The sequence below is a fragment of the Shewanella xiamenensis genome (assembly GCF_024971755.1).
Classification (GTDB): Bacteria; Pseudomonadota; Gammaproteobacteria; order Enterobacterales; family Shewanellaceae; genus Shewanella; species Shewanella xiamenensis.
Genome location: NZ_CP079718.1, coordinates 2,019,069 through 2,039,633 on the forward strand (window position 1 = coordinate 2,019,069; position 20,565 = coordinate 2,039,633).

Here is a 20,565-nt window from a genome sequence, read left to right on the forward strand (position 1 = left end):
AATCGGTTACTAGTCGGCCTGTGAGTCAGTTTTCGATTGCAGATCCCTACTAAAAATTGATCGACACGGAAGTGAAGGGCGCTATAACACCATAATACAGCCGCACCTTGAGCGCATTTGAGTAGTTAACTTCCGTGAAAACAATAAAGGGGTCATCATGGAAAATCGTTGGCAGGTCGCTATTTCTGCGGGGTTATTAGCCGCAATATGGTGTGGTATCGCAGATACTTTTCATCTTGTTACTTGGATTGGCTTTTTAGGTTGTAGCACGTTTTTTGCTCAGCCGAAGGCCGGTTTTCAAGGCGTGATGATGGCGTGGTGCACCAATATCTCCGGTGTGTTTTGGGCTTGGCTCATTATCAGCGGTAGCAGTTTTTTCGTATCGCCTGTGGCGGGTTATCTGTTTACGGGTATCGCTACCTCGGCAATGTGCCTACAGGCCAGTTATCAAAAACTCAGTTTTATTCCCGGTGCCTTTATCGGCTGTTGTATTACCTTTGCTATGGCTGGGGATGTGGCCAATATTGTGCCGCCTTTAGTGTTAGGCGCCCTGTTAGGTTTTTGCATGAGCTTATTGACGGCGCAGTTAATCACCCTTCGCCAAAAATGGTCAGCATCAACAGGTTCTGAAATCGCCAGTGCCGATTAATCTTCCATCACTTTTGTGTTCGCATGATAGCCATGCGGTAACTGAGTGATCGAATAGATGAGCTATAATGCTGATTTAGTACCCGATAGCTTTAGGTCTTAGGAAATATCAAGATGAAACAAATCCAGTTTCGCACCATTGATGCCATATTGATCAAGTTCAGTCTTAACGGCAAATTTTGGATTGTCTGTTCTATGGTGGCGTTAATCACGGCTACCATCGCACTTATCAATTACCAACATGCTCACCGTAACCTCGAAGCCGCCTCTCTGGCTCGGGTACAGGCGACTGTTGATGCCTTTGCCCAAGTCGCGAATGCGCAAAAATTGCAAGGTGATGCCCTGTCACAGTTTGCCCGTGACAATGGTTTAAGTGTTGTCACTCGCCAAGCAGAGGCGCAGCGCCAAAGGGATAATGTGACTGCCAGCGCCAGCGTGGGATCAAGCGGCGCACTTGAGCTGTCGCAAAATGTTGCCCAATGGGAAAGCGACGGTCGCAGCGATGCCAACTTAATGTTTTGGCTCGCGTTAATCGGTTTATTGCCCTTATTCCAACTAAGCTATTGGATTTCAACCTCCCTCGGCGGTGGTCTGTGGGATATGTACATGGCCATCAAACGCTTAGCCGATGGCGACTTAAGTTTCAGATTAAACTTTTTCGGTACCGATGACTTCAGCTTAATCGCCCGCGAAATTGACCGCTGTGCCGATAACATGAGCGAAATGGTGAGCGCTATCCGCAATAATGCCCAAACACTTTCCCTCGCTGCTGATGAGTTTAATCAGCAAGCAAAAATCAGCGGTGAGTTAATTGGTGCCCAGCATCAATTTTTAGATTCAGTGGCTGTGGCCATGGCGCAAATGACTTCGGCGATTGAAGAAGTGTCGGTTAATGCCAGTAACACTTCACTACAGACTAAAGATAACGCCAGCCAAATGAGTGCCAGCCAAGGGCGTATTAGCCATACGGTGGACAGTATTGGTTTGCTCTCAACCAAAATTGGTGCAGCCTTTTCATCGGTAGAACAATTATCTAAGGATGCGGCGGCTATTGATGCGGTAGTGACAACCATCAATAGTATTTCTGGGCAGACTAACTTGCTGGCGCTGAATGCGGCCATTGAAGCGGCGCGCGCAGGTGAGCAAGGTCGCGGTTTTGCGGTGGTTGCCGATGAAGTGCGTACCTTAGCGGGACGTACTCAACAAGCGACAGTTGAGATCCAAGCGATGATCGAAGGATTGCAATCGGGCACTCGTCAGCTCTCCAATATCACCACCGAGATTGTGGACCGCGCCGATGAAGGCCGCAGTGCCATTGTTGAAGTGGGTAACGATGTTGAAGGGATGGCGCAATCGGTAAATGCCGTCTTTGATATGAGTAGCCAAATTGCTGCATCGGCGGAAGAACAAAGTGTTGCCGCCCGTGATATCGCTGGCCAGCTTAATGAGATCCGCCATCAATCCGATACCATTAAACAGACGGCGCAGCGCAGTGTCACCCTAGCGCATGATTTGCAGCAGGCTTCGGTTCAGCTTGAAGGCATTTTAAAGCAGTATCGAACCAGCTAAGCGATTGCTTTATGTGAATTAGGTTTATGAATCCTCATTAGTTTTGAAGCTTAACGCTCTATCTTTTGGCGAAGCGTAATAGCTAAAAAATGGCGGTTACATTTGATGTAACCGCCATTTTTATATTCTTAAAATAGGCAATATCGTTGATTTAGTTTAACTGTCAATTGACTGTACATTTGGCCAAAAATTTATACCCATGTCGTTTTGCTATTCAAAGGTAATAGGGCGAGTAACGTTGTCGAGATAGAAAGCCAAAGTCGCTAGTGCGACTTGGAAGTTATGTCAGTCTCAACTTTTTTCTAATGAATTAGCTCGATTTTTCCTCAGATGCAGTCCTGCGACTTTTGATGACTCTTATCCAAGCTATTTCGGCCTGTGTAGGTTGTGGAAGAACAGAAAGTGCATTATGTTGTTGAGCTAAAATGGATGGCCGGATTTTTCAATAGGATTTTTCTATAATATGAAAAAATTTATATCTCTAATCAGAGGGAGGGGAATTAACTATTTTTCGTATTTTTTATTAATCATTTTGATGACAATCATCGGAGCCAAGTCATTTATCAGGCCTATATACTTAACTGTTATTGATTCTAACCCGATAACTGGAAAATGTGACGATCTTTATCTTTACATTTTTAGTTTTGGTTTCTGCTCGTTTGCATTTGGGTTAGGAGGAATGACAGTTTCATTAGTCAAATTACTAACTAATTGGTCTAAACTAGGTAATCCTTCTTTGATTGCTGAAATTAAGGAGTACATTTTTATGGGCAGCGCAGTTGTGATTGGAGCACTATTGGTTTTGTTACTCATGTATTTTCAGTAATTTCCCCAAATTTTAATGGACAGAACATAAGAACAGAAGCCATTAACTTTGGGCATAAAGCCTTCATGACCCAGCGAGCACTGTGCTAGATTTGACCTATTATTGCGAACATATCGAAAAGCGACGACGGCACTTTGCGGCAAGTAGTCATCATTTTCACATCAACTGACAACGACTTACATTACTCCGAAAGATGTCTTATACAAATGCCTCCCAAGCACGATGGGACGATATAACTTGTCTAAAATCCCCATATTTTTTAATAAATTAGCGCAATTTATTGCCTTAGATGCTGTCCCTGCGACTTTGATGGTTCTTTTTTAAGCAATATTAACTTTTACAAGTTGTAGGTAAACGGAAAGTGCATTATGTTGTTGATTTAAAATGTGTGGTTGAATTTATTAGCGGATGTATTGCAAGGAGTATGTGTTGAACTCATTGTTACAATTGAAGAATTTGCTCGCAGATGTATCGACTGATTTGACGTATTATCGGCAGATATTTGGTTCTGACCAAAATGTAAAAGTCCTAAGAGAGTTCAGTGACTGGGTATTTGCTAATTATCAACAATGTTTAATTAACAATATCTATTTCAAATTGGCTCGATTGCTAGATCCTAAGAGTTCTTGTGGTAAAGATAACCTGTCATTCGCATACATCATAAATACGTATTCACTATCAGAAGACTCTGATATAAAAAGTAGCTTGTCGGATATTATGGGTAGATTTGAAACTAGTGGTTTAAAAAACTATAGAAACAAAGTGTTATCTCACAATGATGCGCATACCGTGCTTTCGGGTACACTATGCGGTGTAAGCCTTAATGATGAGGCTCTTGATGCTTTTTTATCTAGTCTTTGGGATCTATTTGGCTTGCTACAGTACAAAACAGGACAAGAAGGCTCTATTCCCCAATACTCTACAGAGATTATTATTCCAGCGGAAATGGATGGCGAAACCTTTGTGCTAAAACTGCAAAAGTGCATGTAACAAGCCAAATCAGTGGGATAAAAAATAGTTGGTTTTGCTCCTACATCGTTTATTTTAAAAAACTTTTTTGCTCCTTTTTGGAGCGTTATCTAAATAGAAATTTTAATCCGAAACTGACGAGTTAGTGCAAAGGGGTATCACGCTTTTGTCCTCAAATGCTAAGCTCTAAAACAAAAACATCGGCTTAGGCCGATGTTTTTATATCGATTAAAGAAGTTACTCAAGCGAGTTAGGCTTCTTTAAAGGTGCTCCAAATTGGCGCGTGATCTGAGGGTTTATCGATACCGCGCAGATCGTAATCGACGTCGGATTCGATTAAACGTGCGGCCAGTGACGGCGTGGCTAAGATCACATCGATGCGAAGACCGCGGTTATCATCGAATCCTTTGCTGCGGTAATCGAACCATGAATAACGTTCGCAGCGGTCGGGGTGCAGTTGACGGAAGGTATCCACCAATCCCCAATCTTGCAGGGTTTTGAGCCATTCACGCTCTTCGGGTTGGAAGCTGCATTTTCCGGTTTTTAGCCAACGCTTGCGGTTGACTTCACCGATGCCGATATCCAAATCGATGGGCGAAATATTGATATCCCCAATAATGGCGATATCTTCATCGTTGCTATGATTAGCGTGCAAATGCGCCATTAAGTCCTGATAAAACTTACGCTTAGCAGGGTACTTAGTCGGATGGTCAATGCTTTCGCCCTGAGGGAAATAACCATTCAGCACAGTTAGCGGACGGCCATTTGCCTGAGCAAAGGTGCCGATAATCATGCGGCGCTGGGCATCTTCTTCATCGGTTGCAAAACCCTTTTGCACCTTAAGCGGGGCAACTTTGGAGAGCATAGCTACGCCATAGTGTGCCTTGCCACCGTGGTAATGCACGTGATAACCCATGGCCTCAACTTCGGCGAGCGGGAAGGCTTCATCGTGCACTTTGGTTTCTTGCAGGCCGATAATGTCGGGCTGATGGCTGTCGATTAACGCTTGCAATTGATGCAGGCGAGAACGCAATCCATTGATATTGAAAGAAACGATTTTCATTAAGGCAGAACTCGTTTGAAGGGTTTTACCACAACGCTTTGATATACGCCCGCCGCGAAGTAAGGATCGGCATCTGCCCAGGCTTGAGCTGTGGCTAACGAATCGAAATCCGCAACCACTAATGAGCCGCTAAAACCCGCATCGCCAGGGTTTTCGCTATCAATAGCGGGGTGTGGACCCGCAACCAGCAAACGACCTTCATCGGCCAGTTCCTGTAAGCGTGCTAAATGCGCAGGGCGCGCCGCTAAACGTTTTTCTAAGCTGTTCTCAACATCTTGAGCTGAAATCATATACCACATTATTTGAGTTCCTTGCGTTGATCTTCGGGAAGATGTTTATAAAGGTAAAAGACGGTGATTACGGTATTAATCAGGGTTAAGGCGGTGAGGCCAAACACTTTAAAGTTCACCCAAGTTTCTAATGGCAGACTAAAGGCGACATAGATATTGACTAGGCCACAGATGGCAAAAAAGCTTACCCAGTACCAAGTTACATGTGCCCAAATATTATCGGCCACCTTCATCTCTTTACCCAACATGGACTTTAAAATCGACTTGTCGAGTAGTTGGCTCACGCCAAGGGCTAGGGCAAATAACGCATAAATAATAGTGACTTTCCACTTGATAAAGGCATCGTCATGGAACACTAAGGTGAGGGTGCCAAACACTGTCACCATAGCGAAGGTAATCAGGTGCATCTTCTCCAATTTTTTATACAGCGCATAGGTCACGACTAATTGCAGTGCGGTGGCTGCGATTAAGGCGCCACTGGCGATATAAATATCGAAAAATTTATAGACGGCAAAAAAGATAACGAGTGGCAAAAAATCAAGCAGTTGTTTCATAAATAATCGTGTTAAGAAGACGTGGGCTTGAGTGTAGCACGGGGGGCTAGAGGGAAAAAGCCGTGAAAGGTGACCGATTGCTAACTGTTGCATGAAAGCGGCGGCAACGGCTGTTGTAATCCATATAGTCCATCAAGTCTGCGAGCTGCGACCGATAAGGCTAAGCGTGAGGAGCACATTTTGCTTGGGCGCGCGTGGCTAACGGGCAATCGCCGCAGCGATGACTATTCGTGAGTTGATACCTTAAGCAGCACACGCGGCGAATATTGCCCACGTCAGCAACTGGGGCGGGTAGCAGATTAATGCTGTTATAGAGTGGATTAACCTCGCCATCTTTAAAGGATTTAGTGTTAAACAGCTGCGTCTTAAGCTGTTCAAACTCAATTTCTGGCAATGCCATTTCGCCTAAATACCAGTGAATAAGATAGCCTAAATGGCTCCAATACAGCTTTGCGGGTGTTGGGCTTAAACCGGTTAATCGTTCAACGCTAGGGATTAGATGGCTTTGAATCCACAGGATAAGTCGTCGCTCGCGGGTTGGCGTTAAGACAGTGGTTTTAACTATGGCGACTTTATCCCGAGGAGTGGGAGTTAATTGAAACTCAAAACCTGCGACTCTGCCTGAATCGTGGGGCCGAAGATAAAAATGCTCAGGCGCTATATCAAGCTGCTCAATTTGCTCAATCTGCTCAATGGTGCTCGCGAGCGAGTGCGGCGCGCTAATAATCCATTCCAACATGGGCGGGACTAACAGACCGAAATACCACTGTCCCGAGAGCGAGTGAAGGGCTTTGGAATTATGGCTATGGCTGAGCAATATCTGCTCGGGAATATTTTCTAACGTGATGAAAGATGAGGTTTTTCCCAAAGGTGGATAGGCCTTGGCAAAATCCAGTAAAAGCTGCTGATAAACGGCTGGCTGACTCCAAGTATCAAAACTGAGTCCTTGGGGCTTGGTGGTTGCCACAAAGTGCTGGGCATAAAATGGGGCGCGCAGCGCCAGTCGTTGATTAAACTCCTGAGCTACTTGAGTTAAATCCATTTGGCTCTTTATTAAATCGAGTTCTGTTTGTTTGGGGCTCACAGTGTTTAAACTTTGCGAGCATTTGCTATGGCTGTGCTCGGTATGATCAGGTTGAGTTCCTCTGGAAAGCTTGACTAAGGTCGGTACCGTATCCCTTTGGTGCGCCATAATCACTCCTTTGGCTTGAATTGATTAAACTGCGGTGAACGCTAGACTCACCGCAGCTTTCATTGATTAACAGCTGGTTATCATCAGTCTGTTAGAAGCGATAATCTACATTCACGCTCACGCTGCGTGGGGTGCCATATTGGAATTGGCTATATTGCCCCACTTGGCTGTAGTAGGTTTTATCTAAGGCGTTGTGCACATTGGCGCTCAGCTTTAGCTGCTCGGTAAAGGCATAACTTGCCATTAGGCTGGCCAATGCATAGGAGTCTTGCTCTACCTCGACTCTGCCTAAGGGTGAGTTCACGGTTTGATAGACTCTGCTTTGCCAATTAACCCCAGCGCCTAGCTGCAACTTGTTCCAATCGCCGCTGAAGGTATAAGTGGTAAAGAGTTTTAGCTGCTGGCGAGGTGACGTTGTGTTGATGCGATTGCCCTTAGGATCATCGGTACTGAATTGGGTGTAGCCGAAGTAGATATTCCAGTCATCGGTGATTTTGCCTGTGGATTCAAACTCAAAGCCTTGGGTCTTAGTGCCGTTAACCTCTCGATACACTGGGATAGTGGTGCCAGGCAATACATCTCCGGTGCGTTCACCAACATTATCTTGGCGAATTTCAAATACCGACAACGACATATCTAAGCTTTCATCCATCAAGCTGGCCTTAATACCCGCCTCGTAGTTTTTGCCTTTAACGGGGTCGATATAACTGGCATCGATGCGCTGCAAGGTTTGCGGCGCAAAAATATCCGTATAACTGGCGTAAAGCGAGTATTGCTCACCGAGCGCGTAGGTCAGGCCAAAATAGGTGGTGAGCTCATTGTCGACCTTAAAATCATACATGCTGCCAAAGTTATCTTGGTCGGTTTGCCACTGGTTAAGGCGCAGGCCTGCGAGCAATGCCAAGGCATCGGTTAGATTAAGCTGCGTGGCCACATAGGCGGCGCTTTGCTCGGTGTCGCCGAAGGAACCTGTGGTGTGAGTCTCTTTCCACTGAGGTTTTGGATACTGGAAGTTGGGATCGCGAAAATCTCCCAAGGGCGGCACGGCGGCCGTAGGATAATAGTAAGGGTTGGCAAACTCTTGGCGCTGACCCGTCCAGCCAAAAGTGAGCTGATGTTCTTGGCCAAACAGGGCAAACATTCCTTGCGCCCGTAAGTCGAGGTTATGTTGGGTTCGGCTACCGTCGACATAGGCGATTGAGCCTGCGGTTGCGCCAAGATTAGTCACTGGGTCTGGGTAACCCGTAGCCCACAGCACATTATATTTCAGCGAGTTATCGCCGTAACTGTAGGTGCCTTTCAGCTCCCAAGCGTTATCAAAACGATGTTCAAGGCTGGCGAAGGTATTGAGCCCTTGGGTATGCGCCGAGGCCCAATCGGGGGCGGTAGAAGTGGCACGATCGTAATTTGTACGGCTGCCATCACTGTGGAACAGCGGCAGACCGCCGGACATAGTGGCTTCGGGCGTGGTGTCTTGGTAATCCACTCCTAAGGTCAGCAGTGTGCTGTCGGTAATATCGGTTTCAACAATGCCATAGAGGGTGGTGCGTTGTTGCTCGTATCTGTCTTGGAAGGATTCTTTATCCTGATAGGCGGCGACAACCCGGCCACGAATGCTGCCACTGTCATTTAAGCCGCTGGATAAATCGACCATACCGCGCAGATTGTTCCATGAGCCGACACTCACTGAGGTGCTGCCCATAAATTCTTGCGTCGGGCGTTTACGAATAAGGTTAATCGCGGCCGAAGGATTACCCGCACCTGTCATTAATCCTGTGGCGCCACGGACAATTTCCACCCGCTCGTAGATGGCGGTGTCGATAAGGTTATCGCCGTAGTTAAAACGGGTGTCATAGGTGGTGGGCACGCCATCGTAAAGAATGCTAGTGACCGCAATTCCCCGCGAGCTGATGCTGTATCTGTCGTTGTCCATCGGCCGAGCATTGATGCCTGCTACGCTGGTCATGGCTTCGATGACGCTGTTTAGTTGTTGGTCATGCATCATTTGACTGGTGACAGAGGTGACGGATTGCGGCGTCTCTAAATAGGACAAATCTAGACCCGTTGCCGTGTTCATCGCCTGAGTTTTGTAACGATTATCATGGAGATCCTTAGCGCCAACGACATTAATGATTTCAATGTCTTTGGTGGATTTTTTCTGGGTATCGCTGGCATCGGCATAAGCATAGGGCATGCTGAGTATGGCAGAGCAGAGGATAAGCTCAGGGCGTGTGATGGCGAGTTGGTAGTGCGCCGCGAGATGGTTGAGGGGGAAGGTTTTCATAATATGATCTTAAATTCCATTTAGGCTGTTTGATTGACTAGGTTGTTTTTGGGCACAGACGCGTGCCCAGAGTGGGCGTAAGGCCCACTCAAGGTTAAAAGTGATTTAGGATTTGGGTTTAAGCTTCTGATTTCCAAAGGCATGGCTTTGCCTAAAGGCGGCCAGCGGATTATCAAGTCCACCCGCAAAGCGCAGATTTTTTTCCCTGTCGGCAAGGTCAATCATCTGCTGGTTGTTATTGAGCTGAATGCGATTCAGGCAAGTGCGGACGAAGCTGTCTTTAAAGAGATCGTATTGTGCAAATTTGTCCGCCAACTGCGGATGCTGCGCTTGATAGTCGCGCACATTATCAGCCACAAGCGCCCAAAACAGCGCTTCGCTCACCTCGGTGTGCTTATCCAGAATTGGCGCTAAGTAACGGAAAATACAATCGAAAATATCGAGCAAGATATAGTTGAGCTTCATCTCTTCTTCAAGCTCGACCGCAAGGCGTTGCACCTCTTGCGGCAATGGTTCACTACCGTTCAATACCGCGACTTCTTCGCCGATGTCCTTCATCAATATTTTGACCGGGATGCCAGCATCGAGCACTAAAATCAGGTTCTCGCCATGGGGCATAAACACCAGATCGTAGGCAAAGAAGGCGTGCAGTAATGGCGATAAGTAGAGATTGAGATAACGCGTAACCCACTCCTTGGCGCTTAAGCCTGAGTGCTCAATTAGCGCAGCAATAAGTGCCTGTTCTTGATGATCTATGTGTAATAGCGCCGCCATGGTCATCAGGTTTTGCTGCGGCTCAATATGCGGCAGTGGACTTTCGCGCCACAGCGCTGACAGCATTTTTTTATAGGCGCTATCTTGGGTGAGAGCCTCTTCGTAATACCTGTGGTGATAACCAATCGCGGCGATTTCTTTGAGGATCACAAAACCTTGCTCGGCAAAATAGCTGTCGCTTTCTATAAGCTTGGCTACCCAAGCGTTGATCTGCGGGGTGCAGCTCATATACAGCGGCGAAAGCCCGCGCATAAAGCCCATATTTAAGATAGAAAGCGCGGTTTTGACGTAGCATTTTTGCGGCGCACTTAAGTTAAAGAAGGTGCGGATCGATTGCTGAACTTGGTAGCAATCTTGGCTTTCGCCTAGGTAAATAATGTCGCCGCGGGCGATTTCGCCAGCAAAGGTGCGGGCAATTTTTTCGCGCCATTGCCACGGATGAACGGGCATAAAATAAAAGCTATCGGCCGCTTGTCCCAGTGCGCTTAAGTGTTGTTGAAACTCGGTGAACTGTTCACCAAGCTCTTGTTTTAACAAACTATCATGGTCTAATCCTTCGAGAGCGGAGAAGGTGGTTTTGTCCTTACGTACCGCAATCCACACTAGCTGAAGCGCGCTGGCACTCTCGGGGGCAAATTGGTAATAGTCCTGCATATCAAAACCAATGCGGCCATTGTTGGCAATAAATACCGGATGCCCCTCGGTCATGCCCGCCTCAATAGTTTGATAATCGGCCTTAGCGAGTGTAGCGGCGGGGATGGCTTGATGGGCCAACTTGTAGGCCTTGCTGTAGAGGGTACTAGTGATTTCCTCAAGGTAAGTGGGCAGCAGGGTTTCACTGATGCCAAGCACATTCTTTAAGCTGATTATCAGCCTCATGGCATCGAGGGGTCTTTCAGTGCCCGCACTGGTGACTCGGATAGAATCTGTCGCGATATCAAGGTGGTCGAGCTGATAATGGCGCGCGCTGAAGTAATAGGTGCAGTCCTTGAGCCTAAGTTCATAGTGATTGATACCTGCCGCTTGGCGATAAATTTGTGGGGTGATTATCTTCTCATGGGTAAATTCGCAGAGGATTTTCTTCACTAAATGGCGATTGGCTGCCTGCCAATATTCCGGCATTAAGTGGGCGGGGACGTGCGTGTGGGCAGCGGCCTCCAGCGTGGGGAATTCGGCTTGAGTGAATGGCTTGAATAATGCGCGGTTAGTGGCTAAGTTCATCGGTTTACCTGCAAAATGATAGGGTTAACAGCGGTTGCGTGGGTCGCATGAGTTGCTTGAGTTGCTTGAGTTGCTAGGGGGACAGTGCGCGGCATAAAAGGTGTGCTGGTCTTTTGCGCTAATTGGCGACTCTCGGCGCTACAAAAACCGAGGAATGCGGCTTTGCTGCGCATTTGAATGGCTTTTTGGTAGCGGATCCCAATTTGGCTATTTAAGCGGTGGATCTTGTGATTTTGCTGATCCGGCTCGACCACCATTCGTTTAAAGGCGAACTTGTCGAGAATAAGCTCGGCAATAGCCTGCATCACTTGGCCAGACAAGCCATGAACAGGCTTGCCCTCAAGTGGCGCGAGGATGAGGTGCATACCGCAATCGAGCCGCTCTACGGCGTAATGCTCACCCACTTCATCGTGGGCAGGATCGTATAACTCCACCATAAACAGCGGTTTGGCTTGCCATTCACCGATCAGCGCGAGCTTGTGCTCGCTTGGCGCCATCGCTTGAGCAAGTGCATCGAGACTCATCCCCTGCATCCCCCAAAAGCGGGCATAGTCTTGGTTAAACCAGTGCTGCAACATAGACAGCTGTTGCGGGAGATTGAGTGGTTTAAACACAAACTCATTGACCACAATGGGTTTTGAGAGTGAGGCCGCACAGTGGCGACTCCATTGGCTGGTCATTACTGCGCCTCCTTGTTCGGCGCCATCAAGACCGACACACTGCCTCCTGAAGGACTTATCCGCAGCACGGTTTGTGGCTCATTACTGGGTTGTTGCGTGGGCTTGGCTGACGGATTTGACTCCTGACAAGGCTTAGAAGATGTAACCGCTGAGTGAGTGTTGCTTTCGACGGGTTGGTTTTTCGCGTCGTTGATGTTGTTGGGGTCAAAGGTTTGGAAGGCGATCCGCGTTTCAATCGGATAGGGGGCGTAACCTAAAACCGCTTGCAGAATGATGGCATTGCGATAGCAGCCCATACCCAAATCGGGTGAGCTAATGCCATGGGTATGTAGGCCCGCATTTTGGATAAAAATATCGCCTCTGACATCGATGCCATAATCCCGCTGGATGGCGAGTTGGCCACGATCATCAAATTCGATTTGTGATTTAATCGCTTGAATAAACTCGGGTAAACGATATTGATAGCCAGTGCCTAAGACGACGGCACCTGTCAGTTGCTCGAAGGCATATTCTTGCTCGAGGTGGTTGAACTTGAGTGTCAGCTTGTCGCCCGAGGTATCGATTGCTGTCAGTGCCACGTTAGTCAGCAGCTGGCATTGGATATCGCTGACTAAACGCTTTTGGTAAAGCAGGTCATAAATATCGTTGATTAGCTCGGCATTGATCCCCTTGTAGAGGGACTTTTGCTCTGCGATTAAGTGATGGCGTTTTTCCGGCGACAGTTCGTGGAAATAATCCACATAATCTGGTGAGGTCATCTCTAGGGTGAGTTTGGTGTATTCCAGCGGATAAAAGCGTGGCGAGCGGGTCATCCAATTTAGTTGATAATCATAAATATCAATGTCTTGTAGAAGATCGTAAAAGATTTCCGCTGCACTTTGGCCACTGCCAATCACGGTAATGGCGCTTTGGCTTTGCAAGTAGGCTTTTTGCCGGATATAGCTGGCGCTGTGCATGACACGCGGGTCTTGAATTGGGCAATTATCGGGTAGATAGGGAGTCGTGCCAGTACCTAATACCAGTTTGCGGCAGCGATAAGTGTGGGGTTTACCACTGCGTCTATCTACTCCCGTAACATGGTAGATGCCTTCACCGGCGTTGTAATCTAATTGTGTGACCTTAAAACTGAATCTCAGATTGGATAGTTGTGTGCTAACCCATTGGCAATATTGGTTATATTCATGCCTTGGGAGAAAGAAGTTTTCACGGATATAAAAGGAATAGAGTCGGCCTGTTTGTTTGGCAAAGTTAAGATAACTAAAACGACTTGTCGGATCGGCCATAGTGACCAAATCGGACATAAAAGGTGTTTGTAATCGAGAGGAGTTGATCAGCATACCCGGGTGCCAATCAAACTCGGTTTTAGCATCTAAAAATAAACAGCTGAAGTTATTAAGAGGTTCACATAGAGCCGCCAGTCCTAAATTAAATGGGCCTATGCCAATGCCGAGTAGATCGTAAATCGTACGATCAGTTTCCTTTTTTGGGGTAGTCACTTACGCCTCCTTGAATTCCTATTAAAACGGTTGCAGCCACCATCGACTGATGGATGAGTAGATGAGTGGACCTCTCTAAAGTTGCTTTATGAATCATTCTTTTGTGCTGCCGAACAGGAGCTTTACCGCTTGTTTTGCTATTACTCGCTCAGTGCAACGAGGAATAAATTAGCATCATAAAAATTACAAATGCAAATCATTCTCATTTAGTGCTTGTCGGATGAGTCGTACTTTTGACTGTTAAATAAAAGGCTGAAATACGGTTTGTCGGTGAGTTGATCAATGGGGAAGAAGGAAGGTCTAAGAGGTGTCTAAATGTATCACCAAAAATAATATTTATTTAAAAACAGTTGATTAAGTTGTTTTTTTTGGTTGGTGATATTTTGCCCTAATTGCTTTTAGTGGCTTTTGAGGAGGCAACGAAAGTGTGAATAACTGCTGAGTGTAAATCGACTGTAAATCCGAATTAGTTCGTCAATTAACACTGCTAGTCAGCTATAAAAGATTGGATAAGCAAACGTAAAAGCCATCTTAAAAATGGCTTTTTGTGGAGTCAAAAGCAGAGGGAGAAGCAAAGGCCTAAGGTAATTGCACAAAAGCGGCGGTAAGTTTACGCACTAGGGGCAATACCATCAGCAGAGTCGGGAATGCCACCACCCAAGAGATAAACCATGCGCTCAACCAGAGCTCAACAAATTGTGCTGATGCGCCGACACCATTAAAAGTACTGATCCCAGAAACGATACAACTCATTAAAATAGAAAGAAAAAATGGCATCACAACTGTGGCGTATTTTGCGGGTAACTTTGGTGTACCAAAAATAGTGCGGCTTTTATTTGTTGTTACAGAGTGTAAGCTGGACATGGAAACCTCAACAGGGGGTGACTTAGGCGAAAGAGCTTGCTGATTAGTGCTTAAGATTTACATGTATTTATGTAAACCCAAAGCGCAATCCGTTCGCCATTTTAGGAGCAAAACACGGCAAAAGCTATGGTGATACAGACCGATACTGGTCGTTTTGCATTGGGTGAATAATCAGAACTAATCGTTTTATCGCCTAGGTTTGCCAATTGGTTGCCCATAATTCCCCGGTAACGTTGACCCAATGACCGCGAGAAATTGGTGAGGTACCAAGTTCATTATCAAAGGGTAGGGTGAAACTTGATTGCAGTAAATATACAGTATCATCAGGCGTTTGGGTGATTTCAACAATTTGTCCCGAGGCCTCAAAGTGACAATTATGTTTGGGGAATTGCAGACTTTGGCGATGTTCAATAATGTCGGTTTGCAAATTTGCCTTGGCTAAACGGCCAAACAGTTCAACCGTCACCCATTGATTGACGGGGAAACGTTGCTTAGCTTGTTGATCATTGCCTTGATAGTAAAACCACACTGGAGCGCCATTATCCCATTGGGCGGCGACTTCACCTTGAAAACCACAGCCCCAAGGTGTGACGTCGAGAATATAGATCCGATACTGCATATAAAGTCCATTTACCATAACAAAAGCGTCGATATTATTTGCGCTATATTAACATTTATCTCGTAAACGCATGAGACACAGATCCTAATATAAGCCTTGGGTTTGACAGTTTTAAGATGCTGTTGATTCTGTGCTAGCCATGGTTGTTACTGCTATGGGGAATATATAAAAAAGGGCCAACTCTGCTGATTTGGCCCTAAATCGGGATGTTATTCAGATGAATAGATTAGGTTGCCGCTTTCATCGCGCGGGTAAAATCGCCTAATGCTGCTAGTAGTTTCACTTCATCCTGTTGATAGGTTTCGATAATTTTAACTACGGCTGAGCCAGAAATCGCACCCGCGGCGCCTGCTTGAATGGCGGCGCTCACTTGAGCAGGCTCTGCAATCCCAAAGCCTAATAGCGGTGGCGGCGCATTAAATGCTTGCAGCTTAGCTAAAATGTCTTCAACGGGCGTACCAGCCTTAGTATCTGTGCCTGTTACACCGGCGCGGGACAATAGATAGGTATAGCCTTCACCACTTTGGCTGACCTTCGCAAGGGTGTCACTGTCGGCATTGGGCGGCGCAATAAAAATTGGCGCAATGCCATGGGCTTTGGCCGCTTGAACAAATGGTGCAGCTTCTTCAACTGGCACATCGGCAATTAACACTGAATCCACGCCCGCTTGCTGCGCTTTGGCATAAAAAGCATCGATCCCATTGGCGAATACGAGGTTCGCGTACAGCAATAACCCAATTGGAAGTTCAGGGTATTTAGCGCGGATCTTGGCCAGCAATTCAAAGCAGGCTGTTGGTGTTGTACCCGCGGCTAAGGCTCTGAGATTTGCGCCTTGGATCACGGGGCCATCGGCGAGCGGATCAGAGAAGGGAAAGCCTAACTCCAGCGCATCGGCACCGTTTTGCACTAAGGTGTCGATAATTTTCAGTGACAGCTCAGGACTAGGATCACCCAAAGTAACAAAGGGCACAAAAGCGCCGCGGCCTTCGGCTTTTAAACGGCTAAAAGCGGCGTGATAACGGCCAGCTTGATGAGGGATAGTTTGGTTTGAAATGCTGCTCATCTTAGTTATTCCTCTTTACCGTTTAAAATGTCTGACACAGTGAAAATATCCTTATCGCCTCGGCCTGAGAGGTTGACAACCAAAATGGTCTCTTTGGTGCACTCTTTCGCCAGACGCATTGCATAGGCTAGGGCGTGGGCCGATTCGAGCGCCGGAATAATCCCTTCGCTGCGAGCCAGTAATTGGAAGGCTTCTAGGGCTTCATCATCGGTGGCCGATTCATAGCGGGCACGGCCGATGGCGTTCAAATGGGCATGCTGCGGGCCGACCGAGGGAAAGTCTAATCCTGCTGAAATCGAGTAAGACTCTTCGATTTGGCCTTCGTTGTCCTGCATCAATGGGGCTTTCATACCAAAGAAAATCCCGGTTTTACCATGTTTTAGCGGCGCGCCGTGCATATGGGTATCAATACCTTTACCCGCAGGCTCGACGCCAATCAGCTCAACATTGGCTTCATCAATAAAGTCGGCAAACATCCCGATAGCATTGGAGCCGCCGCCGACACAGGCGATGACCGCATCGGGCAGGCGACCTTCGCGCTCAAGTATTTGTTTTTTGGTTTCTTCACCAATAATACGTTGGAATTCACGCACTATGGTCGGGAACGGATGTGGTCCAGCAGCTGTGCCGAGCAGATAGTGGGCTTTTTCGTAGCTACCAGACCAGTCGCGCATCGCCTCGTTACAGGCGTCTTTTAAGGTGGCAGAACCAGAGGTTACAGGGATAACCTCGGCGCCCATCAGCCGCATTCTAAATACGTTAGGTGATTGGCGGGCAACGTCTTTCGCGCCCATATACACTTTGCATTTTAATCCCAGCAGTGCACAGGCAAGGGCGGTGGCAACACCGTGTTGGCCTGCACCCGTTTCGGCAATGATTTCTTTTTTACCCATACGCTTAGCCAGTAACGCTTGGCCTAATACCTGGTTGGTTTTATGGGCGCCGCCGTGGAGTAAATCTTCCCGCTTGAGGTAGATTTTAACCATGGGATTGGGGCTTAAATTGCGGGTTAAGGTGAGCGCGGTGGGGCGACCCGCGTAGTTTTTTAGTAAGTCAGTAAACTCGGCTTGGAAGGACTCATCGGTTTGCGCTTCAACAAAGGCACTTTCGAGTTGCTTGAGGGCTGGGACTAAAATCTGTGGTACATACATACCACCGTATTCGCCGAAATAAGGGTTAAGCTTTAACTGTGACATACCTTGTTCCTTATCCTATTTATTTGTTTCGATTGCTGTTTAGGTTAACGCCATCGAGTTTCAATTCTTGCTAGCCTGTGCTTTGCACAGTTTTTTATAAAAGTGGGTCTAGAGTCGTAATTGACTAAATGCCGCTTGGATCTTCTCTGCCGACTTAATGCCAGGGGCGGTTTCGAGGCCAGAGTTAAAATCTAAACCGTAAAAACCTTGAGCATTGGCACGGGCAGCATTGTCCGCATTGAGGCCACCCGCGAGCATGGCCTCGGCTTTATGGGCAATGGGGAGTTGCCAATCAAAGGCTTGCCCAGTACCACCAAAACCTGCGTCATTCTTGCTATCGAAGAGATAACGCTGCACACCTCTTGGCATAGCAGCAAGTTCGCTGCTTTGGGCATCAACACTGACCGCCTTCCAAATTTGGGTGTTCAGTCCTGCCTGTTGTAACAATTGGCTTAGCTCAGTAATTTCTAACTCGGTTTCATTGCCGTGCAGTTGCACTGCGGCTAAATCACATGCTTTGGCGATACTTGCGATTAGCTCTGGCTCGCTGTTAACGAACACCCCTATAAACTCAATGGCGGGCAAGTTGGCGGCACGGTATTGCTCGACTAACTGTTTGGCGGCATCTTTAGTGAGCGCGCGTGGTGATTTTTCAGCAAAAATGAGTCCAGCATAAACTGCGCCCGCAGTGGCTGCTGCTTGAATATCCTCAAGGCGGGTGAGACCGCAGACTTTATTGTGACCGAAGATCAATTTACGACAGGCTAAATCAATGTCTTCTTCGGCCATAATCGAGCTACCGACCAAGAAGCCATCGACCAATGGACTTAAGCGGCGTACTTGATCGTTAGTGTAAATACCCGATTCGCTGATCACCACGCGATCGCTGCCAATGTGTGGCGCAAGGGCTTCTGTGGTGGCTAAATCGGTACTTAAATCTCGCAAATTACGGTTATTAATACCAATAATCGGTGCATTTAAGGCGATGGCTCGTCTTAGTTCTTCCTCATTACTGACTTCGGTCAATACATCGAGTTGATACTTGGCCGCTTCGCTGGCAAGTTGCTGATATCGCTCATCATCGAGCACAGAAAGCATCAACAGAATCGCATCGGCACCCTGATGAGCCGCTAATTTGATTTGATATTCATCAACAAAAAAGTCTTTACACAGAATCGGTTGGCTCACTTTGGCCCGCACTTTCGGGATATAGCCCATGTCCCCTTGGAAAAATTGCTCATCGGTTAAGATCGAAATCCCCGCAGCATACTTGGCATAAATCGAGGCGATGGCTTCGACATCAAAGTCTTTACGGATTAAGCCTTTGGATGGACTGGCTTTTTTGCACTCTAAAATATAACCCGCCTTCGGGGCTTTTAAGGCGGCAAATAGACTACGGTCCGAGATTTTTGGGGTTAAGCTGTCTTCAGGAAAGCGCAACTTAAGTGCGGCGATATGGGCGGCCTTAGTATCGACGATACGGGTTAAAACGTTGGCTTTTGCGGTGCTGGTTTGCATGCTACCCCTTACATCCTGCGATGCTTGATTATCTTCCGAGCGATGCGCGTCGGGTTGTTGAACCTGTGCCATGGTCATTATTCCTGTGCTTCGCTGCTGACTTTAGCGAGTTGATTCAGTAATTCAAAGGCTTTGCCGCTTTTTATGGTATTGAGCGCAAGGGCGGTGCCGGTTTTGACTGAGTCCGATAGGCCACACAGATATAAGGCACAACCCGCATTGATGGCAACCGCATGGGTGTGGGCATCGCTGCCTTGTCCTTGCAAAATTGATTGCGTGATTTGGGCGTTTTGCGCAGGTTCGCCCCCTTCAAGCTCACTAATTTGGGCCTGCGGCACACCAAAATCCGCCGGCGTTAATTGATATTCAATAATCTCACCGTCTTTGAGTTCGGCGACTTGGGTGCTGCCATGGAGCGCCACTTCATCTAAACCACTGCCATGTACTACCATGGCTCTTTGCGTGCCAAGGGCTTGCAGTACGCGGGCGATAGGCGTCACCAGCTCTGGGCTATATACCCCAAGCAACATAAATTCTGGGCGCGCTGGGTTAATCAATGGCCCTAACACATTGAATAAGGTGCGAGTTTTCAGGGCTTGGCGCACAGGCACTGCATGTTTGACACCGCCATGGTAGTGGGGCGCAAACAGGAAGCACAGATTGAGTGATTCGAGGCAGCGGCTCGCCTGCTCGGGTGACATGGTTAAATCGATGCCAAATTGGGCGAGTAAATCTGACGAGCCCGATTTGCTCGAGACGGAACGATTACCGTGTTTTGCGACCTTGGCGCCAGCGGCTGCCGCGACAAAGGCGGCTGTGGTGGAAATATTGATGGTATTAAAACCATCACCACCGGTGCCGACGATATCGATAATTCCTTGGCTACGGCTTGAGGCTGGGTAGGGGAATGGCTTAGCGGCGGCGCGCATCGCATCGGCAGCGCCACTGATTTCGGCAATGGTTTCGCCGCGAATTTTAAGCGCCATTAACATGCCCGCCATCACGGTTTCATTCATTTCACCTTGGATAAGGGCGCTAAAGAGGCTGGCGGTTTGCTCGCGTGTTAATGCCTTGCCCTGAAACAAAATATCGAGCAGGGGCTGAATCGATGTTGCATTCATTATTGCGCTCCTGCGGTATTGTGGGCGATGTCTTGAGTCAAAAAGCTTAAGGTTTGGGTTAACAATGTGCTGCCCAAGGTCGTTAAAATGGATTCAGGGTGAAACTGAAAACCCACCGCCCTGTGCTTTGCATGCAAAATCGCCATGGGCATATCTTCTGTGGTGGCAATAACGTCAAGACAATCAGGTACTTTTGTGGCCACTAAGCTGTGGTAGCGGGCGACAGGTAAGGGCGAAGGTAAGTTAGCAAACACGCCTTCACCATTATGGAAGGTGGGACTGGCTTTACCGTGCACGACAAAAGGCGCGCGCTCCACTTTACCGCCGTAATATTCCACCATGGCTTGATGACCTAGACAGATCCCCAGCATAGGCACTTTGCCCGCGACTTTGTCTATTAGCTCCATCATGGAGCCCGCTTCATGGGGCGCACCTGGGCCTGGCGATAAGACTAAGGCGCTAGGCTCGGTTTCCGCCAACAGCTTGTCGGCAATATAGTCGGCGGCAACATCGTTACGGTAGATCACTACTTCACAGCCAAGGCTTCTAAATTGGTCGACTAAGTTGTAGGTGAAGGAGTCAAAGTTATCGAGTAAATAGAGTTTCATCTTAGGCTCC

The 20,565-nt window shown here is 47.5% G+C and carries 18 protein-coding genes; 3 read left to right on the plus strand and 15 right to left on the minus strand.

The genetic code is table 11. The features are described 5' to 3' along the window. Positions 1-157: 157 nt before the first annotated feature. The 3 genes from KXJ80_RS10080 (at position 158) to KXJ80_RS10090 (ending at position 4,033) form a co-directional block, all read left to right on the plus strand. The gene (locus tag KXJ80_RS10080) at positions 158-649 is read left to right on the plus strand and encodes a DUF1097 domain-containing protein (RefSeq protein ID WP_259474700.1); all 492 of its coding nucleotides are present in this window, start codon (positions 158-160) and stop codon (positions 647-649) included. A gap of 113 nt (positions 650-762) precedes the next feature. Next, the gene (locus tag KXJ80_RS10085) at positions 763-2,217 is read left to right on the plus strand and encodes a methyl-accepting chemotaxis protein (RefSeq protein WP_259474701.1); all 1,455 of its coding nucleotides are present in this window, start codon (positions 763-765) and stop codon (positions 2,215-2,217) included. A 1,255-nt stretch (positions 2,218-3,472) separates the two neighbouring features. Next, complete coding sequence (locus KXJ80_RS10090) at positions 3,473-4,033, plus strand: hypothetical protein (protein WP_172589121.1); 561 nt, start codon at positions 3,473-3,475, stop codon at positions 4,031-4,033. Between the two features lie 229 nt (positions 4,034-4,262). Here the strand turns inward: KXJ80_RS10090 and xthA are convergent, their stop codons facing one another. The 15 genes from xthA to KXJ80_RS10165 all read right to left on the minus strand — a co-directional run bounded on the left by xthA (position 4,263) and on the right by KXJ80_RS10165 (position 20,555). Then, positions 4,263-5,075 (minus strand): exodeoxyribonuclease III, encoded by an 813-nt coding sequence (gene xthA, locus KXJ80_RS10095; protein WP_047538039.1) that lies wholly within the window; start codon positions 5,073-5,075, stop codon positions 4,263-4,265. Then, positions 5,075-5,374: a YciI family protein gene (locus KXJ80_RS10100; protein ID WP_011072939.1), complete on the minus strand. Its 300-nt coding sequence runs from the start codon at positions 5,372-5,374 to the stop codon at positions 5,075-5,077. Before KXJ80_RS10100 ends, xthA begins: the two co-directional genes overlap by 1 nt. Continuing rightward, a complete protein-coding gene (locus KXJ80_RS10105) occupies positions 5,374-5,919 on the minus strand; it encodes a septation protein A (RefSeq protein ID WP_037420040.1) in 546 nt (181 codons plus the stop codon). Before KXJ80_RS10105 ends, KXJ80_RS10100 begins: the two co-directional genes overlap by 1 nt. A gap of 160 nt (positions 5,920-6,079) precedes the next feature. Further along, complete coding sequence (fhuF, locus tag KXJ80_RS10110) at positions 6,080-7,111, minus strand: siderophore-iron reductase FhuF (RefSeq protein ID WP_259474702.1); 1,032 nt, start codon at positions 7,109-7,111, stop codon at positions 6,080-6,082. Positions 7,112-7,202: 91 nt separating this feature from the next. Continuing rightward, positions 7,203-9,395 carry a TonB-dependent siderophore receptor gene (locus tag KXJ80_RS10115; RefSeq protein ID WP_218738824.1) on the minus strand — a complete coding sequence of 731 codons (2,193 nt, stop codon included), beginning with the start codon at positions 9,393-9,395 and terminating at the stop codon, positions 7,203-7,205. 105 nt (positions 9,396-9,500) lie between these two features. Then, the gene (pubC, locus tag KXJ80_RS10120; protein WP_218738823.1) at positions 9,501-11,390 is read right to left on the minus strand and encodes a putrebactin synthase; all 1,890 of its coding nucleotides are present in this window, start codon (positions 11,388-11,390) and stop codon (positions 9,501-9,503) included. Then, on the minus strand, positions 11,387-12,070 hold the full coding sequence (locus KXJ80_RS10125) for a GNAT family N-acetyltransferase (RefSeq protein ID WP_218738822.1): 684 nt from the start codon (positions 12,068-12,070) through the stop codon (positions 11,387-11,389). Before KXJ80_RS10125 ends, pubC begins: the two co-directional genes overlap by 4 nt. Beyond that, on the minus strand, positions 12,070-13,566 hold the full coding sequence (locus KXJ80_RS10130; protein ID WP_218738821.1) for a lysine N(6)-hydroxylase/L-ornithine N(5)-oxygenase family protein: 1,497 nt from the start codon (positions 13,564-13,566) through the stop codon (positions 12,070-12,072). The genes KXJ80_RS10125 and KXJ80_RS10130 overlap by 1 nt, the downstream gene beginning before the upstream one ends. Positions 13,567-14,145: 579 nt before the next feature. Beyond that, complete coding sequence (locus KXJ80_RS10135; protein ID WP_218738820.1) at positions 14,146-14,430, minus strand: DUF2798 domain-containing protein; 285 nt, start codon at positions 14,428-14,430, stop codon at positions 14,146-14,148. Between the two features lie 193 nt (positions 14,431-14,623). Further along, on the minus strand, positions 14,624-15,049 hold the full coding sequence (locus KXJ80_RS10140) for a glycerate kinase (RefSeq protein WP_218738819.1): 426 nt from the start codon (positions 15,047-15,049) through the stop codon (positions 14,624-14,626). 226 nt (positions 15,050-15,275) lie between these two features. Further along, positions 15,276-16,112 carry a tryptophan synthase subunit alpha gene (gene trpA, locus KXJ80_RS10145; protein ID WP_218738818.1) on the minus strand — a complete coding sequence of 279 codons (837 nt, stop codon included), beginning with the start codon at positions 16,110-16,112 and terminating at the stop codon, positions 15,276-15,278. A 5-nt stretch (positions 16,113-16,117) separates the two neighbouring features. Further along, positions 16,118-17,308 (minus strand): tryptophan synthase subunit beta, encoded by a 1,191-nt coding sequence (gene trpB, locus KXJ80_RS10150; RefSeq protein WP_218738817.1) that lies wholly within the window; start codon positions 17,306-17,308, stop codon positions 16,118-16,120. A 108-nt stretch (positions 17,309-17,416) separates the two neighbouring features. Further along, positions 17,417-18,826 (minus strand): bifunctional indole-3-glycerol-phosphate synthase TrpC/phosphoribosylanthranilate isomerase TrpF, encoded by a 1,410-nt coding sequence (gene trpCF / locus KXJ80_RS10155; protein ID WP_256931166.1) that lies wholly within the window; start codon positions 18,824-18,826, stop codon positions 17,417-17,419. Positions 18,827-18,903: 77 nt separating this feature from the next. Further along, the gene (gene trpD, locus KXJ80_RS10160) at positions 18,904-19,947 is read right to left on the minus strand and encodes an anthranilate phosphoribosyltransferase (protein WP_218738815.1); all 1,044 of its coding nucleotides are present in this window, start codon (positions 19,945-19,947) and stop codon (positions 18,904-18,906) included. Then, positions 19,947-20,555, minus strand: coding sequence for an aminodeoxychorismate/anthranilate synthase component II (locus tag KXJ80_RS10165; RefSeq protein ID WP_218738814.1), 609 nt, complete (start codon positions 20,553-20,555; stop codon positions 19,947-19,949). Before KXJ80_RS10165 ends, trpD begins: the two co-directional genes overlap by 1 nt. Positions 20,556-20,565: the final 10 nt, after the last annotated feature.

Excerpts from the sequence above, each read along its gene's own strand:
- KXJ80_RS10080 (WP_259474700.1), top strand. The coding sequence starts at position 158 with ATGGAAAATCGTTGGCAGGTCGCTATTTCTGCGGGGTTATTAGCCGCA.
- KXJ80_RS10085 (WP_259474701.1), top strand. The coding sequence starts at position 763 with ATGAAACAAATCCAGTTTCGCACCATTGATGCCATATTGATCAAGTTC.
- xthA (WP_047538039.1), bottom strand. The coding sequence starts at position 5,075 with ATGAAAATCGTTTCTTTCAATATCAATGGATTGCGTTCTCGCCTGCAT.
- KXJ80_RS10100 (WP_011072939.1), bottom strand. The coding sequence starts at position 5,374 with ATGTGGTATATGATTTCAGCTCAAGATGTTGAGAACAGCTTAGAAAAA.
- KXJ80_RS10105 (WP_037420040.1), bottom strand. The coding sequence starts at position 5,919 with ATGAAACAACTGCTTGATTTTTTGCCACTCGTTATCTTTTTTGCCGTC.
- fhuF (WP_259474702.1), bottom strand. The coding sequence starts at position 7,111 with ATGGCGCACCAAAGGGATACGGTACCGACCTTAGTCAAGCTTTCCAGA.
- KXJ80_RS10115 (WP_218738824.1), bottom strand. The coding sequence starts at position 9,395 with ATGAAAACCTTCCCCCTCAACCATCTCGCGGCGCACTACCAACTCGCC.
- pubC (WP_218738823.1), bottom strand. The coding sequence starts at position 11,390 with ATGAACTTAGCCACTAACCGCGCATTATTCAAGCCATTCACTCAAGCC.
- KXJ80_RS10125 (WP_218738822.1), bottom strand. The coding sequence starts at position 12,070 with ATGACCAGCCAATGGAGTCGCCACTGTGCGGCCTCACTCTCAAAACCC.
- KXJ80_RS10135 (WP_218738820.1), bottom strand. The coding sequence starts at position 14,430 with ATGTCCAGCTTACACTCTGTAACAACAAATAAAAGCCGCACTATTTTT.
- KXJ80_RS10140 (WP_218738819.1), bottom strand. The coding sequence starts at position 15,049 with ATGCAGTATCGGATCTATATTCTCGACGTCACACCTTGGGGCTGTGGT.
- trpA (WP_218738818.1), bottom strand. The coding sequence starts at position 16,112 with ATGAGCAGCATTTCAAACCAAACTATCCCTCATCAAGCTGGCCGTTAT.
- trpB (WP_218738817.1), bottom strand. The coding sequence starts at position 17,308 with ATGTCACAGTTAAAGCTTAACCCTTATTTCGGCGAATACGGTGGTATG.
- trpCF (WP_256931166.1), bottom strand. The coding sequence starts at position 18,826 with ATGCAAACCAGCACCGCAAAAGCCAACGTTTTAACCCGTATCGTCGAT.
- trpD (WP_218738815.1), bottom strand. The coding sequence starts at position 19,947 with ATGAATGCAACATCGATTCAGCCCCTGCTCGATATTTTGTTTCAGGGC.
- KXJ80_RS10165 (WP_218738814.1), bottom strand. The coding sequence starts at position 20,555 with ATGAAACTCTATTTACTCGATAACTTTGACTCCTTCACCTACAACTTA.